At 36.7% G+C, this 16,723-nt stretch carries 12 protein-coding genes; 4 read left to right on the top strand and 8 right to left on the bottom strand.

From position 1 onward, the window contains the following. Positions 1–9 precede the first annotated feature (9 nt). From clpA to argC, 4 genes are all read right to left on the bottom strand, one after another. Entirely contained in the window at positions 10–2,286 is a 2,277-nt protein-coding gene (gene clpA / locus MZO21_RS06155; RefSeq protein WP_154773055.1) for an ATP-dependent Clp protease ATP-binding subunit ClpA, read from the bottom strand. A gap of 9 nt (positions 2,287–2,295) precedes the next feature. Then, positions 2,296–2,712 (bottom strand): ATP-dependent Clp protease adapter ClpS, encoded by a 417-nt coding sequence (gene clpS, locus MZO21_RS06150; RefSeq protein WP_154773056.1) that lies wholly within the window; start codon positions 2,710–2,712, stop codon positions 2,296–2,298. A gap of 18 nt (positions 2,713–2,730) precedes the next feature. After that, a complete protein-coding gene (locus MZO21_RS06145; RefSeq protein ID WP_248103516.1) occupies positions 2,731–3,477 on the bottom strand; it encodes a DUF6776 family protein in 747 nt (248 codons plus the stop codon). 78 nt (positions 3,478–3,555) lie between these two features. After that, positions 3,556–4,605, bottom strand: coding sequence for an N-acetyl-gamma-glutamyl-phosphate reductase (gene argC, locus MZO21_RS06140; RefSeq protein WP_248103513.1), 1,050 nt, complete (start codon positions 4,603–4,605; stop codon positions 3,556–3,558). A 334-nt stretch (positions 4,606–4,939) separates the two neighbouring features. Between argC and MZO21_RS06135 the strand changes: the two genes are divergently transcribed. Then, positions 4,940–6,769 (top strand): EAL domain-containing protein, encoded by a 1,830-nt coding sequence (locus tag MZO21_RS06135; RefSeq protein ID WP_248103510.1) that lies wholly within the window; start codon positions 4,940–4,942, stop codon positions 6,767–6,769. Here MZO21_RS06135 and MZO21_RS06130 read toward each other — a convergent pair. Both MZO21_RS06130 and rpiA read right to left on the bottom strand, forming a co-directional pair. Further along, positions 6,731–7,411, bottom strand: a complete 681-nt coding sequence (locus MZO21_RS06130; protein ID WP_154773059.1) for a M48 family metallopeptidase — start codon at positions 7,409–7,411, stop codon at positions 6,731–6,733. The genes MZO21_RS06135 and MZO21_RS06130 overlap by 39 nt on opposite strands. A gap of 109 nt (positions 7,412–7,520) precedes the next feature. Next, complete coding sequence (rpiA, locus tag MZO21_RS06125; RefSeq protein WP_154773060.1) at positions 7,521–8,192, bottom strand: ribose-5-phosphate isomerase RpiA; 672 nt, start codon at positions 8,190–8,192, stop codon at positions 7,521–7,523. A gap of 106 nt (positions 8,193–8,298) precedes the next feature. On the opposite strand from rpiA, the gene ilvA reads away from it, so the two are divergent. Next, positions 8,299–9,837 carry a threonine ammonia-lyase, biosynthetic gene (gene ilvA / locus MZO21_RS06120; RefSeq protein ID WP_248103507.1) on the top strand — a complete coding sequence of 513 codons (1,539 nt, stop codon included), beginning with the start codon at positions 8,299–8,301 and terminating at the stop codon, positions 9,835–9,837. Between the two features lie 47 nt (positions 9,838–9,884). Here ilvA and MZO21_RS06115 read toward each other — a convergent pair whose 3' ends face one another. Continuing rightward, positions 9,885–10,415, bottom strand: a complete 531-nt coding sequence (locus MZO21_RS06115; RefSeq protein ID WP_248103505.1) for a hypothetical protein — start codon at positions 10,413–10,415, stop codon at positions 9,885–9,887. A 317-nt stretch (positions 10,416–10,732) separates the two neighbouring features. On the opposite strand from MZO21_RS06115, the gene putP reads away from it, so the two are divergent. Then, positions 10,733–12,250 carry a sodium/proline symporter PutP gene (gene putP, locus MZO21_RS06110; RefSeq protein WP_248103519.1) on the top strand — a complete coding sequence of 506 codons (1,518 nt, stop codon included), beginning with the start codon at positions 10,733–10,735 and terminating at the stop codon, positions 12,248–12,250. 76 nt (positions 12,251–12,326) lie between these two features. Here putP and MZO21_RS06105 read toward each other — a convergent pair whose 3' ends face one another. After that, complete coding sequence (locus MZO21_RS06105; RefSeq protein ID WP_154773063.1) at positions 12,327–12,824, bottom strand: Lrp/AsnC ligand binding domain-containing protein; 498 nt, start codon at positions 12,822–12,824, stop codon at positions 12,327–12,329. 116 nt (positions 12,825–12,940) lie between these two features. Here MZO21_RS06105 and putA point away from each other — a divergent pair, with 116 nt between their 5' ends. Then, the gene (gene putA, locus MZO21_RS06100; RefSeq protein ID WP_248103502.1) at positions 12,941–16,693 is read left to right on the top strand and encodes a trifunctional transcriptional regulator/proline dehydrogenase/L-glutamate gamma-semialdehyde dehydrogenase; all 3,753 of its coding nucleotides are present in this window, start codon (positions 12,941–12,943) and stop codon (positions 16,691–16,693) included. Positions 16,694–16,723: the final 30 nt, after the last annotated feature.

Raw genomic sequence — 16,723 nt, 5'->3', positions numbered from 1 at the left:
AAAACTGTATTAAGCAGGTTCAGCTGTTTGATCTTCAAAAACTGCGAGTTTCAAGCCTACAGCTTTACCTTTTTCTTTTTTCACAGTTACGGCAACATTACCGCCATTTTCAGCCAATTCACCAAACAAAATCATTTCAGCTAAGGGCTTTTTCAAATGTTCTTGAATTAAACGCTGCATTGGTCTTGCACCCATTAAACGATCGTAACCATTTTCTGCAAGCCATGCACGCGCTGCTTTACCCACTTCAAGAATCACTTTTTTATCATCAAGTTGCGCTTGAAGCTCTGTTAGGAATTTATCAACTACATTTTCAATAACAGTCGTTGGCAAGGCTTTAAATTGAATCACACTGTCTAAACGGTTACGGAATTCAGGCGAAAATGCTTTTTTCATTGCATCCTGATTGTCATTGCTGTTGTCTTGTTCCATGAAACCAATATTAGTACGTGAAATGCTTTCTGCACCAATATTCGTTGTTAAAACAATAACCACATTACGGAAATCTGACTTACGACCGTTATTATCGGTTAATGAGCCATGATCCATAATTTGCAACAACAGATTAAACACATCAGGATGTGCTTTCTCAATTTCATCTAGCAATAAAACACAATGCGGATTTTTATGAATTGCATCAGTCAGCAAACCACCCTGGTCAAATCCTACATAACCAGGAGGCGCACCAATTAAACGTGATACTGCATGACGTTCCATGTATTCCGACATATCGAAACGGACAAGCTCTACACCTAGCTGTTTAGCCAGTTGTTTAGTCACTTCGGTTTTACCAACACCTGTCGGACCTGCAAATACAAAACTACCAACAGGCTTATCTGGTGCTTTTAAGCCTGCACGCGACAGTTTAATTGCAGAAGCTAATGCGACAATTGCATCATCTTGACCAAATACAACACGTTTAAGATCACGCTCAAGATTCGCAAGCACAGTCTTATCATCTTTAGATACTGTTTTTGCAGGAATTCGTGCAATTTTAGACACAATATCTTCAACGTTTTCAACTGTAATTAATGTGCCGTCTTGTTCTGCTTTTAAACGGCGCTGTGCACCGGCTTCATCAATCACATCAATTGCTTTATCTGGCAAGAAACGATCATTAATGAATTTAGCTGAAAGTTCTACTGCTGTAACAATCGCTTTATCGTCGTATTTCACATGATGAAACTCTTCAAACTTAGATTTCAAGCCACGTAAAATATCAATCGTTTCTGAAATAGAAGGTTCATTTACATCAATCTTTTGGAAACGACGTGATAATGCATGATCTTTTTCGAATACTTGGCGATATTCTTGGAACGTTGTAGATCCAATGCAACGTAAAGTACCATTTGAAAGCGCAGGTTTAATTAAGTTTGATGCATCCATTGTGCTGCCCATACTCGAGCCTGCCCCAATAATCATGTGAATTTCATCAATAAACAAAATTGCTTCTGGTTTTTTCTTTAAAACATTTAAAAGTTGCTTTAAACGCTTTTCAAAATCACCACGGTATTTTGTTCCTGCAACCAATGCACCAATATCTAAACTATAAACTTCAGCATTTGCTAAAGGCTTAGGTGCTTTACCATTCACAATTAACCAAGCCAAACCTTCAGCAATTGATGTTTTACCAACACCAGGATCACCTACCAATAAAGGATTGTTTTTACGGCGACGACATAAAATTTGCGCTGCGCGTTCAATTTCCTTTTCACGGCCAATTAAAGGATCGGTTTTACCTTTCTGTGCTTCAGCATTTAGGTTAAGTGTATATAGCTCTAAAGGCCCTGCATTAGAAGATGATAGTTGCTCACCATCAACATCTTCAACTTCTTCCTCTGTATGCTCTTCTTGCTTGTGTGCACCATGAGAAAGATATTGCGTTAATGTAAGGCGATTAATTTGATGACGTTTTAATAAATATACCGCAAATGTATCTCGCTCTGAGTACATCGCAACTAGAACATCTGCACCTTCAACCGTGCGATCTCCGCCACTTGATTGAACGTGGAAAATTGCACGTTGTAAAATACGGTCAAAACTTTCTGTAGGATGTGGTGCTAAATCGCTATCTTCAGGCAATTTAGGTGTATTTTGTTCTGCAAATTCTTCTAATTCTTTACGCAGTCCAATAATATCTGCGCCACATGCTTTTAAAGCATTAACCGCAGAGTCGTTATCTAATAATGCCAATAACAAATGTTCAACTGTCAGAAACTCATGTCTCTTTTGACGAGCCATGCTAACAGCCAAACGTAATGATACTTCTAGTTGTCGACTTAGCATGTGATCCCCTTAATTTTTAGGCTCTATCTGACAAAGTAAAGGATGACCTTGTGCTCGAGCGTAATTATTGACTTGGTTCGCTTTAGTTTCCGCAATATCTCGTGGATATACGCCAGCAATACCCTTTCCTTCATAATGTACAGTTAGCATTACTTGAGTAGCTTGGTCAAGATTCATTGCAAACTTTTCTTGTAAAATTTCAATAACAAAGTCCATTGGTGTGTAATCGTCATTCAAAAGAACAACAACATACATTGGCGGACGTTTAAATTCGGGCGGTGCAGTCTGTACAACTGTATCGCCTTCTTCTTCATGGTTCTCATCTTGCATATTCGTACGAATATTCAAATGCCAATCGACAAAACCCGACTGAGAAAATCCATTTTTAATTTCAGTCAAACAAATTTGACGTTTTAAATTACTCATATTTAATTCAAATACACACTATTGAGCTGTTGCTTTAACTTGCGGAATTTCAGCAACATTTGTTGAAACTGCATCTACAGGTTTTCCTTTAGTCCAACTAAAGCGTTTTACAATCGAAGATGAACCTGTAACACGTACTTCAATAAATTGTGGCGTGAAGCCTTTAGGCATAGTCCATCGCCCTGTTAAGCGTTGAAAATCATGAAAATCAAAACTTGAACTTTCCATTGGCAACACAAGCACTTCAGAACCTTGAATTAAGCGAAGTTCTACAACACCTGACGCTTTCGTTCTAATTGGGCTTACTTGTACCAAATCAATTTGATATTCATAAGAACGATCGGCTAATGGCTTAACACCCAAGTTTTGAACAGTTAGGCTTAATCCACCACGCTGTCTAAGCACTTCACGGTAAATAGTTAACATACCGTCAGTTTGAATTTTATCTGCATTCGCTTGTGTAACTTGGGCAAATAAATCATTTGAATTGCTAATTGCAACATCACGCTCTTGAACTGCAGCGTTTAGAGATTTATTTAAAGCTTCTAAACGTTCTTTCTGCACACCTACAACTTCTACAAGCTGCTGTGCATCAGCATCATAACCAGCAACTGTTATACCCTGACGATGACCAACGCTATAACCTAATAAACCACTACCTAAAATCAGAACAGCTGCACCCACTACAATTGGCATATTGCCGTGTAAATAGAGCTTTTTTGACTTTATTTGTTTTTCTTTAGTCTCAGATTCAATGTTGCTCATCGCCATCTCTTTTAAATATTTTTTCAAAACACAGATTTAATTCGAAAAAATACCATCTGTGTAGTTGAAATGCGTTACTTATGGTAATAAACCGATAACGTCTAAACCTGCATTTTCTGCAAAGTTAAACATTAAATTCATGTTTTGAACTGCTTGACCTGCAGCACCTTTTACCAAGTTATCTTGTACAACCAAAATCACAAGCTTTTGTGGCTGTGGTTTATATAGCGCAATACGTAACTGATTTGCACCCCGTACAGAACGAGTTTCAGGTGAACTTCCCGCAGGCATTACATCTACAAACTGTTCATTTGCATAGAACTGCTCATACAAACTTTGTAAGTCTGCAGTTTGCCCTGCTTCTGTTAAGTCAATATAAATTGTACTAAACATTCCGCGAATCATTGGAACAAGGTGCGGAACAAATAAAATATGGTCAAACACGCCTTTTTGACCTGAAATATTTTCTAATGCTTCTACAATTTCAGGATGATGACGGTGACCTGCAACGCCATAAGCTTTAAAGTTATCTGCATTTTCAGAATAAATCATGCCCAAGCTTGCTTTACGTCCTGCACCTGATACACCAGATTTTGCATCAATAATAATACTTTCTGGTTTCACTAATGCTTCAGCAGCTTTTAATACAGGCGCTAAACCTAATTGAACCGTTGTTGGATAACAACCTGGGTTACCAATCACATTCGCTTGTTTAATTTTTTCACGGTTTAATTCAGACAAACCATATGCAGATGCTTTTAATACATCTGGACAAGCATGTTCTAAACCATACCACTTTTCAAATTGCGCTAAATCTTGCAATCTAAAGTCGGCTGCAAGATCAACAACCTTCGTATTTGCTGCAACTAATTCTTCAGCATGTTTCATTGCAACACCATGAGGCGTAGCGAAGAACACAACATCACATTTTTTTAATTCTTGAATGTCTAAATCTGAATATTTTAGATCTGTTTGCCCACGTAAACTTGGGAACATGTCATTTACACGGCGACCAGCTTCAGTTCGAGACGTTAAAACAGCAACTTGCACATTTGGATGACGCAATAAAAGACGTAATAATTCAACGCCTGTATAACCTGTTCCACCAACAATCCCGACAGAAATCACGCTAGTTACCTCAATTTAAATAAATTAATGATATGTTCATTGCTTAGTATGGCAGGGTTTAAAAACTTTCTGAACATTTTTAGTAGAGTTTGTCGATTTTTTAACACTTTTAATAAATTTACACCTAATGAATATGAACAAAGATTCACAAAAAAATTAAACCTAATATTATAAAATTTGTGTATATTATTTCTTGTTCACATAAACAATGAAGAATATCTTGTGAATTTATAAGCATGTTGAAAACTCATGTTCTAAACATAATTTTAAAGACTAAAAATACAAACATATAAGTGATTTTTTATCACTAAGAATTCGAATAGGGTCGAAAATAGTGCGTACACCAATTGTAACTTCAGAATGCGATCAAAATAACTCCAGCGCACCTGTAGCCCTTACACACAGCATTTTCTCAGAAACAAATAAAGCACTGTTAAATCAAATTCCAAATTTTGCTTTTATACTTCACTCAAATAACGTTTATATCAATGAAGATTTTCAACAATACTTAAACCTGCAAACACAAAATATAGAATTACAAGATATTATCGATACAATTCATCCAAATGACATCACAGAATTTAAAGAATTATTAAATACTCCAATAGATGATCCACATAATATTGAACATCAACTTAGAATTATCAATAACATGAATGATGAATATCATTGGTTTCTTGTACTGGCTAAACCTAATTTAACAAGCACTAACACTATTGAATGGTTTGTTAGTCTTGTAGATGTAGAACAGCATTATCAATCTCACCAAAATGTTTTAACTAAACTCAAAACTCAAAAAGAAATGAGTAATAAGGTTAAAAATGCCTTACGTATCTCTAATGAAACAGATGAACTAACAGGATTATTAAATAGATACGGTTTAAAAAATAATGCTCAACAGTTTTTCAAAGCAAATAACCATCATAAATATATAAGCCTATTCCTTATTGGATTAGACCACTTTAAAAATATTAATGACACTCAAGGCTATTCCTCTGGTGATTTTATTCTGAAAAGTTTCGCAAAAAGATTAAAAAAAGAATTCAATCACTCAACATTAATCTCTAGATTAGGGAGCGATGAATTTGCTGTCGTTTATTACGATATGCAAAATATTGATGATTTAGATGCCATTGGTAAAAAAATACTAGATCTTATGCATGAGCCATATGACTACAATGGTAAAACACTTAGTAGTAGCATGAGTATTGGTTGTGCTGTCTATCCACAAGATGCAGAGAACTTTTCTAATTTATTACAATGTGCAGATACAGCATTAAGCGACTTAAAAACACGTGGTCGTGGCGGAATTCAATATTTCAATGAAAATTTGTTTAATGTCACGCGTAACAAAGCCATTCAAATTGAAACTGCACGGCGCATTATTCGTGAAAAATTAATTTCACCGTATTACCAACCCAAAGTAGATCTAACAACATTAAAAGTAATTGGATTTGAAGCACTGCTTCGTTGGAAATCTCCTAAAACTCAAGCTTTGTTTACGCCTGAAACTATTGCTGAAGCTTTTGATGATTTTGAGCTTTCCAGCAAAATTAGTGCCGAAATGCAAAATAGAATTTTTGCAGATATTAAAAAATGGCAAAGTTTAGGTAAGAAAATAATTCCTATCGCCATTAATGCATCACCTGTTGAGTTCTTACGAGATAACTACGCAGAAACACTTCTACAACGTATGCAAACTGCAGATATTTCACCTAACCATATCGAAATTGAAATTACGGAACATTTTTTTTCAGATCGTGGCGTTGAATATGTCATTCGTGCATTAAAGAAACTTCAAGATGCTGGTATTAAAATTTCTCTCGATGATTTTGGTACAGGTCATTCTTCTTTAACTCATTTAAGAGATTTACCTGTAAACAGCATTAAAATTGATTACAGCTTTATTGAAAAAATAACAGAGCAAAAAACAATTGCCGCAATTGTTGAAGGTATTGTGAAACTCGGCCCTGTGTTAAATATGAATATTATTGCTGAAGGCATTGAAAATGAAGAACAACTTGAAATGCTTATTAAAATGGGATGTTCTCAAGGACAAGGCTTCTTATTCAAAGATGCTATAACAGCAAAAGAAGTAGAAAACATCTTAGAAAATAGTATGTACTTAAGTAATCCACCAATATGGCACAGGTGTTGTTTTTAATTGTTTTTGGTGTGTTTTAAAATTCATATCATGCTGATGTACTAACTGCCAAAATTGCGCACTATGGTTAAAGTGAACTGTATGCGCTAACTCATGCACACATACATAACGCACAACTTCTTTGCTATAAAGTACCAATGCACTATTCAGCATAATCTTCTGTTGAGCAGAGCAACTTCCCCAACGTGTTTTTGGTTGTCGAATACTACACTCAGTAAATTTAAGTCCTGTATCTAGACTTACATCATGTAAATATATCGGTAACTGTTCTTTTGCATATTCCACAACAAAAGCTTTTAAATACTTTTCAGGTGTACGATCACTGATTTTTAAAATTAAATTTTCAGCATCAAACACAAAATTGTTTTTTTGAGTGCAATATTCAATTCTCACAGGAAAATCTAAATTAAATAAACCAATTTCTGTAGGTAATGTTCTATCTATTTTTATAATTTTATCTTGTTGTGCTTGCCATGTTTTAAGCAACCACGTTTCTGACTGATCTATAAAACTCTGAATTTGTTTTTTTGTGCAGAAAATTGGTGCTGTTAAACGTATACGTGTTGGCTCTACACGCAGTCTTAACCGTGTAGATCGAATATTTCGTGTAATTTGAATTTCAGGTAAGTCGTTGAGCGTCATTTTATCTTTTCTTATTTTAATCCTCCCTAACCCTCTTTTGTAAAAGAAGGGAACAAATCCCTCTTAATAAAGAGGGATTTAGGGAGATTATCGCTTCAAAAAATTAGTATTAAACCGCAGTACGTTCTTCAATACCGTTATCAGTTGCTACAACAGCTACATCTGCTTTATTTAAAGCAAAAATACCATTACATACAACACCCGGAATATCGTTTAACGTCTTTTCAAGCTCTAATGCATTTAAAATGTTTAGGTTATAAACATCTAAAATTACGTTGCCATTATCTGTTACACAGCCTTCACGATATACAGGATCACCACCTAAAGATACGATTTTACGCGCAACAGCAGAACGCGCCATTGGAATCACTTCTACAGGAAGTGGGAATTCACGACTTAATTGTTCAACCCATTTAGAGTCATCTACAATACACACGAATTTTTTAGCAATAGAAGCCACAATTTTTTCACGTGTAAGTGCAGCACCGCCACCTTTTACCATATGCATATGACGATCAATTTCATCTGCGCCATCTACGTAAGCATCTAAACCACCTACGCTATTCATATCTACAACTTCAATACCTATTTTTTTAAGACGTTGTGCTGTTGCTTCAGAACTCGCAACCGCAGCTTCTAATTGAAGTTCAGGTAAAAGATCAATTAAAAAATTAACAGTACTTCCCGTACCAACGCCTAAAATGCCCCCTTTTGGTAAGTGTTTTAAAGCGGCTTTTGCTGCTGCTTGCTTTTTCTCATCTTGGGTTGCATATAGACTCATGACATTACTCAACTATTTTTCACATTTGATGCCGATTTTACAGCCCAAATGTATGGGGTTTTGTTACAATAAGCGCCTATTTTAAACTGTTAGATGGAAAATTAACATGCTGTCTCGTTTGGTTCGACAAATATTACAAGCAACTGTGTACGATGTTGCAATCGAAACCCCACTCGAAGCAGCGCCACGAATTAGTGAAAAGCTAAAAAATAACATTCGCTTTAAACGCGAAGATTTACAACCTGTCTTTTCATTCAAACTACGCGGTGCCTATAACCGTATTAGTCAATTACCGAAATCTCAGTTGGAACGTGGCGTTATTACTGCTTCAGCAGGTAACCATGCTCAAGGCGTGGCATTATCTGGTCAAAAGTTAGGTATTCGCGCCATTATTGTTATGCCAAAAACAACACCAGACATTAAAGTGCAAGCTGTTAAACGCTTAGGTGGTGAAGTTGTATTACATGGTGACTCTTTCGATGTTGCTAACAAATACGCAATTGCACGTGCAGCTGAAGATGGTATGACATTTATTCCACCCTATGACGATGAACTCGTAATGGCTGGACAAGGCACAATTGGTAATGAAATTTTACGTCAATGGCGTGATGTAGATTATGTATTTGTTGCTGTTGGCGGTGGCGGTTTAATTGCAGGTGTTGCTGCTTACTTAGGTGATGTTGCACCACATGTAAAAGTTATTCCTGTTGAATATGATGAGTCTGCTTGTTTAAAAGCAGCACTCGAAACAAATGAGCGTGTAATTTTACCTACAGTTGGTTTATTTGCCGATGGTACGGCTGTTGCACAAATTGGCGAAAAACCATTTGATGTCATTCGTCTACAAAAATCTGATAATTCAGGTCCAATTGTTGAACCAAATGTTGTTTTGGTTAATACAGATGAAATTTGTGCTGCAATTAAAGATACCTATGACGAATGCCGAAGTATTGTAGAACCATCAGGTGCAATGGCTTTAGCAGGTATTAAAAAATACGTGGCTGAACATGGTATTGAAAATAAAAATTTAGTGTCTATTGTTTGCGGTGCAAACATGAACTTTGACCGTTTACGCTATATTGCAGAACGTACAGAACTGGGCGAACGTAAAGAAGCTATTTTTGCAGTTACAATTCCTGAAGAAAAAGGTTCATTCCTTAACTTCTGCCGTGCATTGCAAGGCCGTAACATTACCGAGTTTAACTACCGTGCAAGTCACGCATCTGCTGCACAAGTTTTTGTGGGTATTAGTCTTAAAGCCGGTGAAAAAGAACGCCAAGACATTTATGAAGCATTAAAAGTTAAATTTGATGTAGATGATTTGTCTGATGATGAAGTTGCTAAATTGCATATTCGTTATTTAATTGGCGGTCATGCAGATTTAGAAAATGAACGTTTATTCCGTGTAGAATTCCCTGAACGTCCGGGTGCTTTACTCACTTTCTTAGAACGCCTTGGTCCAACACACAACATTACCCTTTTCCATTACCGTAACCACGGTGCTGCGGAAGGTCGTGTATTGGTTGGTTTAGAAGCTGAAGATGCTCAACAAAACCCAGATGGTTTAATTGAAACATTAGAAAACATCAGTTATCCATACGACGAAATTACAAATAACTTAGGTTATCAACGTTTCTTAAAATAAGTTTTCTCCCTTTAAATAAAAAAGCCTCTATATAGAGGCTTTTTTATTTACTTAATAGCTTCTGCTACATTTATTAAACTTTTAGCAGCAGGTGAAAGTTTTCCATCTCTCACCAGTTCACCTTCCCGAGAACCATCAGATAAAGTTGTCACTCGATAACGAATAGATTTTGCTTCTTTAATTTTAGTAACTGTTGAAACAGGAATAATAAATCCACGAGTACTCATAGGAGTTTTTGTTGCTGCCCCAAATGTAACTTTGGTTTGTGTACTTACAGGCTCATATTCAGTAAAAACACCATCTATATTTAAATGTAGCTTACTAAGATTTGTAATTGAGTTTATAAAGGTAACTTCTGCAACCATAAAATTATAATTTCCTTTAGTTGCAAATCCATTAAAACCAACTCCTGCATTCATCCAACTACTTTTACTCCATGATTGAGAAATCCGACTATTAATAGTAGTAGAACCATCAAACTCACTTACTGTTTGTTTTGCGCTTGCAAGTGAATTTTCATATTTTGTCTGACACCCACTTAGCAATAGAACAGTTAAGCAGATTAATTTAATTTTCAATGTTGTTACCCCTTACACGAAATTTTATGAATATATTTGATCAACTAATTTTTTTAATTCCATATTCACATTATAAGAACGTTATTCATCAATCACCATCATTTCACATCAAATTATAAATAAGCCATTATAGAATCCATGTAGATCTCCATTTGTAACCAAAATTACATTCCGTTGCACAAACATCGTACAAGAGCCACTCAATTGTTACAGAGCGTAATTTTAATATTGTGCTTGAATCAGCAACTTGCAAAAAATGCATAAAAATTCATCTTGGATAGATGATTCTTTTAGGACTGACAAAGGATGGCAAAATGATGAGCCAACTGAATCCCACATTAGTAACATTCATGTTCTATATCGTGGCTATGATTGGTATTGGGCTATATGCCTACAAAGCCACTACAAATTTTGATGACTATATTTTAGGTGGACGAAGCTTAGGTAGCGTAGTAACCGCTTTATCTGCTGGTGCATCCGACATGAGCGGATGGCTATTGATGGGCTTACCAGGTGCAATTTATCTTTCAGGTTTATCTGAAGCATGGATTGCTATTGGTTTGGTTATTGGTGCTTGGCTCAACTGGCTACTTGTTGCTGGACGTCTACGTACACATACAGAGGTTCAAAATAACGCCTTAACCCTCCCAGACTATTTCACTAGTCGTTTTGGCGATACAAAAAAAGTTTTACGCTTAATTTCTGCTGTCGTTATTCTAATTTTCTTCGCGATTTACTGTGCTTCAGGTATGGTTGCAGGCGCGCGATTATTTGAAAGCCTATTTGGCTGGGACTACACAACTGCATTATGGATTGGCGCTATTGCAACAATCAGTTATGTGTGTATTGGTGGTTTCCTTGCAATTAGTTGGACAGATACATTCCAAGCTGGTTTGATGATTTTTGCATTATTACTAGCACCTATCGTAACTTACCTTGCAATTGGCGATCATGCGCAAAGCGTTACGGTCCTTATTGAAAATGCACGTCCACATGCAAATAGCTTAATTGGCGATTTGAGTGTTGTTGCAATTTTATCATCAATGGCTTGGGGCTTAGGCTACTTCGGTCAACCACACATTCTAGTACGCTTCATGGCTGCTGATTCTGTAAAAGTAATTCCTGCGGCTCGCCGTATTGGTATGACTTGGATGATTCTTTGCTTAGGTGGTGCTGTTGCTGTTGGTTATATCGGTATTGCTTATTTCCATGCAAACCCTGCACTTGGTGCATTGGTCGATGCTAACCCTGAAATCGTATTCATGGAAGTGACTAAGGTTCTATTCAATCCTTGGATTGCGGGTATTATCTTAGCTGCAATTTTAGCTGCGGTAATGAGTACGCTTAGCTGTCAGTTACTTGTATGCTCTACAACTTTAACCGAAGATTTATACAAAGGCTTTTTCCGTAAAAATGCATCTCAAAACGAATTGGTTTGGGTTGGTCGTTTAATGGTAATTCTTATTGCAATTATTGCAATTTGCTTAGGTATGAACCCAGAAAGTAAGGTTTTAGGCTTAGTTGCTTATGCTTGGGCTGGTTTTGGTGCTGCATTTGGTCCATTAATTTTACTTTCATTGTTCTGGAAACGTATGACGTTGAATGGCGCAATTGTAGGTATGATTGTTGGTGCTGTAACTGTAATTGCATGGAAAACTTACTTTGCAGATACAGGTCTATACGAAATTGTTCCTGGCTTCATTCTTTCTACAATTTCAATTGTTGTTGTAAGTTTATTAGGCAAAGCACCTTCTAAAGAAGTTGAAGAGCGTTTTGAACGCGCTGAAACACTTTACGCACAAGCGATGGAAGAAATGAAACACGATAAGAAATAATCTTATTTCTTTAAAGTGAAATAGAAAAAGGGGCTAAATGCCCCTTTTTCTTTTGCTAATTTATTGCAATGCATAATTAAACTGCTGCCTTTGGTGGCATTTTTAATTTAATTTGGCTCGATTCTTTAATCACTTCCATAACAGGATAACTACGGGTTTCTTTCACACCTGGTAATTGCCACAAAATTTGACCTGAAATTTTTCGAAACTCTTCCATATTCGTACAGCGAATTTTCACCACAAAATCAAATCCACCACTAATCATGTGGCATTCAACAATTTCAGGATAATGTACAACTGCATCTGAAAAAGCATCTAAAGCATTTGGCGTAGTTTTATCTAGTAATATTTCTACAAATACTACAAAACCACAATTCAATTTGTCTGGATTCAGCCGTGCTTCATAGCCTAATATGTATCCTTCTTTATTTAGCTTTTGCACACGAGCTAAAGCAGCCGTTGGTGATAAATTTACAGCTTCTGCCAATTTAATATTCGAAATTTTTCCATCTTTTTGAAGAATGTCTAAAATCTTAATATCTATACGGTCTAGCGTGGTTGTGTGAGTCGTCATCCGAATAATTCTCTAAAAAACACACAAAATATAGTGAGTTGTTCGTTAAATTTTCTGTAATCATAAATTATATCTGGTTTTTTACCTATTATTTTTTGTAGTCACAGGATGCTGACATGAATATCACTGAAAACGAATTTCAAACTGATAATTCAAAACCTCATTTAGAATATATCTCCCAATTTCGTGAAAAAAATGAGTACGAACAAAAAATCAATGATGCTTGGTGCATTGATGAAAGTGATTGTGTAGAAAACTTACTTGCACATAGTGAAATTTCAGACGAACTTAATGGCAACATTCAAGATTTAGCTTTCCAACTTGCGCATGCTTTACGTGAACGTAAAGGTTCAAATGGCAAAGCTGGTATTGTCCAAGGTCTACTTCAAGAATTCTCTCTTTCTTCTCAAGAAGGCATTGCATTAATGTGTCTTGCAGAAGCATTGTTACGTATTCCAGATACAGCAACACGCGACTTACTTATTCGTGACAAAATCAACCAAGGTAGTTGGAAAGATCATTTAGGTAATAGCAACCTAATGTTCGTAAACGCTGCTGCTTGGGGCTTAATGCTTACAGGCAAGTTGATGGAAACACCAAAACAAAAAAGTTTAAGTAGTGTTTTAACAGGTCTTCTTGCACGTTCAAGCCGCGGTATTATTCGTAAAGCAGTAGACGTTGCTATGCGTATGATGGGCGAACAGTTTGTTACTGGCGAAACTATTGGCGAAGCATTACAAAATGCTGAAGTACTTGAAGCAAAAGGTTTCCGCTATTCATACGATATGCTTGGTGAAGCTGCATTAACAGATCACGATGCAGAACGTTATTACCAAGACTATACCAATGCAATTCATTCAATTGGTAAAGCATCTGCCGATAAAGACGTTTACGATGGCGCTGGTATTTCAATTAAGCTTTCAGCTTTGCACCCTCGCTATGTACGTGCGCAAATTGACCGTGTGCATGATGAGCTTTACAGCAAAGTTTACAACCTTGCATTATTGGCAAAACAGTACAACATTGGTTTAAACATTGATGCTGAAGAAACTGAACGTTTAGAAATTTCTTTAGAATTATTAGAACGTCTTTGCTTCGAACCAAAACTTAAAGACTGGAAAGGTATTGGCTTCGTCATTCAGGCTTATCAAAAACGTTGTTTCTACGTTGTAGATTATATTATTGATCTAGCGAAACGTAGCGAAAAACGCTTAATGATTCGTTTGGTTAAAGGTGCCTACTGGGATAGCGAAATTAAAAAAGCGCAAATTGAAGGTATGTCTGACTACCCTGTTTTCACTCGTAAAGTGCATACAGATTTGTCTTACATTGCTTGTGCGCGTAAATTACTTGCTGCTCCAGATCAAATTTACCCTCAGTTTGCGACACACAATGCGCAATCTTTGGCAACAATTTATCACATGGCAAACCCTGCTAAATACTACCCTGGTCAATATGAGTTCCAATGCCTACACGGTATGGGTGAACCATTATACGAACAAGTTGTAGGGCCAAAAGTTGAAGATAAATTAGGCGTACCTTGCCGTATTTATGCACCTGTTGGTAACCATGAAACTTTATTGGCTTACTTAGTACGTCGTTTACTTGAAAATGGTGCGAATACATCATTCGTAAACCGTATTGCAGATAAAAATCTTAAAGTTGAAGATTTAATCGAAAATCCGCGCCAAACGATTCAAGAAGCGCAGCGTAAAGAAGGTAAAACAGGTCAAAAACATCTTAGTATTCCATTCCCTATAGATTTATACGGCTTTAACCGTAAAAATTCTTCAGGTTTAGACCTTGCTAACGATAAAGACTTGCTTCAATTAAACGAAACAGCAACTAAATTGATGGCTCATCAATGGCATGCTGCTCCGCTTGGCAAAGAAATTGTTGAAGATGCATCTGCTGTAGCAGAAAACATTATCAACCCTGCAAATCATAACGATGTTGTGGGTACAGTAATTGAAGCAACATCTGCACAAGTTGATGCTGCATTAAATACTGCTGCAAATGCACAAAGCGATTGGATTAACACTGACAAAGATGTACGTGCAGGCTGTTTACTTCGTGCTGCTGACATCATGGAATCACGTTTACAAGAATTAATGGTTCTTTTAAGCCGTGAAAGTGGTAAGACTTATGCCAATGCAATTGCAGAAGTTCGTGAAGCTGTAGATTTCCTACGTTATTACGCTTCTCAAATTGTTGATTTAGACAAAAATGCAAACATTGAAGCTTTAGGCACAGTGTTATGTATTAGTCCTTGGAACTTCCCACTTGCAATTTTCTCGGGTCAAATTGCAGCAGCATTGGTTGCAGGTAACACTGTAATTGCAAAACCTGCTGAACAAACTCCGTTAATTGCAGCCGAAGCAATTCGCATTTTATGGTTGGCTGGTGTATCTCAATCTGTTGTACAGCTTGTACCAGGTCGTGGTGAAACTGTTGGTTCACAACTTAGCCAAGATGACCGTATTAAAGGCATCATGTTCACTGGTTCAACAGAAGTTGCAAAAATCTTGCAAAAAACTGTTGCTAACCGCTTAAGTAAAAATGGCACACCTATTCCTCTTATTGCGGAAACTGGTGGTCAAAATGCCATGATCGTTGACTCATCTGCTTTAACTGAACAAGTTATTTTAGATGTTGTGAACTCTGCTTATGACAGTGCTGGTCAGCGTTGTTCAGCTTTACGTATCTTATGTGTTCAAAAAGATAATGCTGAAAGCGTAATTGCAATGCTTAAAGGTGCAATGCAACAACTACGTGTGGGTAATCCAAGTCTATTAAAAACTGACATTGGTCCTGTAATTGATGCTGAAGCACAAGGAATTATTCGTAACCATATTGAAAAAATGACTTCAAAAGGTCATAAAGTTCATCAACTTATGCGTAATGCAAATAATGATGATCTTACAAATGGTACGTTTGTTCCACCAACGTTAATTGAACTTCCAAACCTTGATGACTTAGAGCGTGAAGTATTTGGTCCTGTTCTACACGTCATAACTTACCAATATGGTGAATTAGATCAATTGCTTGATCATATTAACTCTAAAGGTTATGGCTTAACTATGGGCTTGCACACACGTATTGATGAAACAATTCAAACTGTTGTTGCTAAAGCTCAAGTAGGTAACTTATACATCAACCGCAACATTGTTGGTGCTGTTGTTGGCGTACAACCTTTTGGTGGTGAAGGCTTATCTGGTACTGGTCCTAAAGCTGGTGGTCCAATTTACCTATACCGCTTAATGGAAAACTGTGACCGTAAAAAGTTAGCTAAACCTTATGCAACTGGCGAAATCACACCTTTAACAGACAATGCAACGGTATTGGAACAATTCAAAACTTGGGCACAAAAAACGTTCCCACAATATGAATTGAAAATGCCACAAGCATTCTGTGTGGGTAACAGCTACGAGTTACAAGGTCCTACAGGCGAAAGCAACCAATATGTTGTTGTTCCACGTGAACGTGTATTGTCTTTAGCAGATAACGAACGTGACCAAATTCAACAGTTACTTGCTATTTTTGCTGTTGGTAGCCATGCTGTAGTTCTTAATGAAAATACGTTTATTGCTAAGCATTTATCTAGTATGCCTAAAGCTGTCATTGACAACATTAAAGTGGTTAAAGATGTTGTAACTGGCGATTTTGAAGCAGTATTGCATCATAACAATGCTTCTGAATTACTTGAATTGCAAAAGCAAATCGCGAGCCGTAAAGGTGCGATTGTTGGTATTACTCACTTAAATTCTGGTGACTACAACATTCCGCTTGAGCGTTTTGTCATTGAACGTGCCATTAGCATTAACACTGCTGCGGCAGGCGGTAATGCTAGCTTAATGACAATGAACTAATTCATTTCATATAAAAGCGAAAAGCCTGTA

The sequence above is a fragment of the Acinetobacter portensis genome (assembly GCF_023158935.1).
Taxonomy (GTDB): domain Bacteria; phylum Pseudomonadota; class Gammaproteobacteria; order Pseudomonadales; family Moraxellaceae; genus Acinetobacter; species Acinetobacter faecalis.
This window is presented reverse-complemented; position numbering and strand designations above follow the sequence as displayed.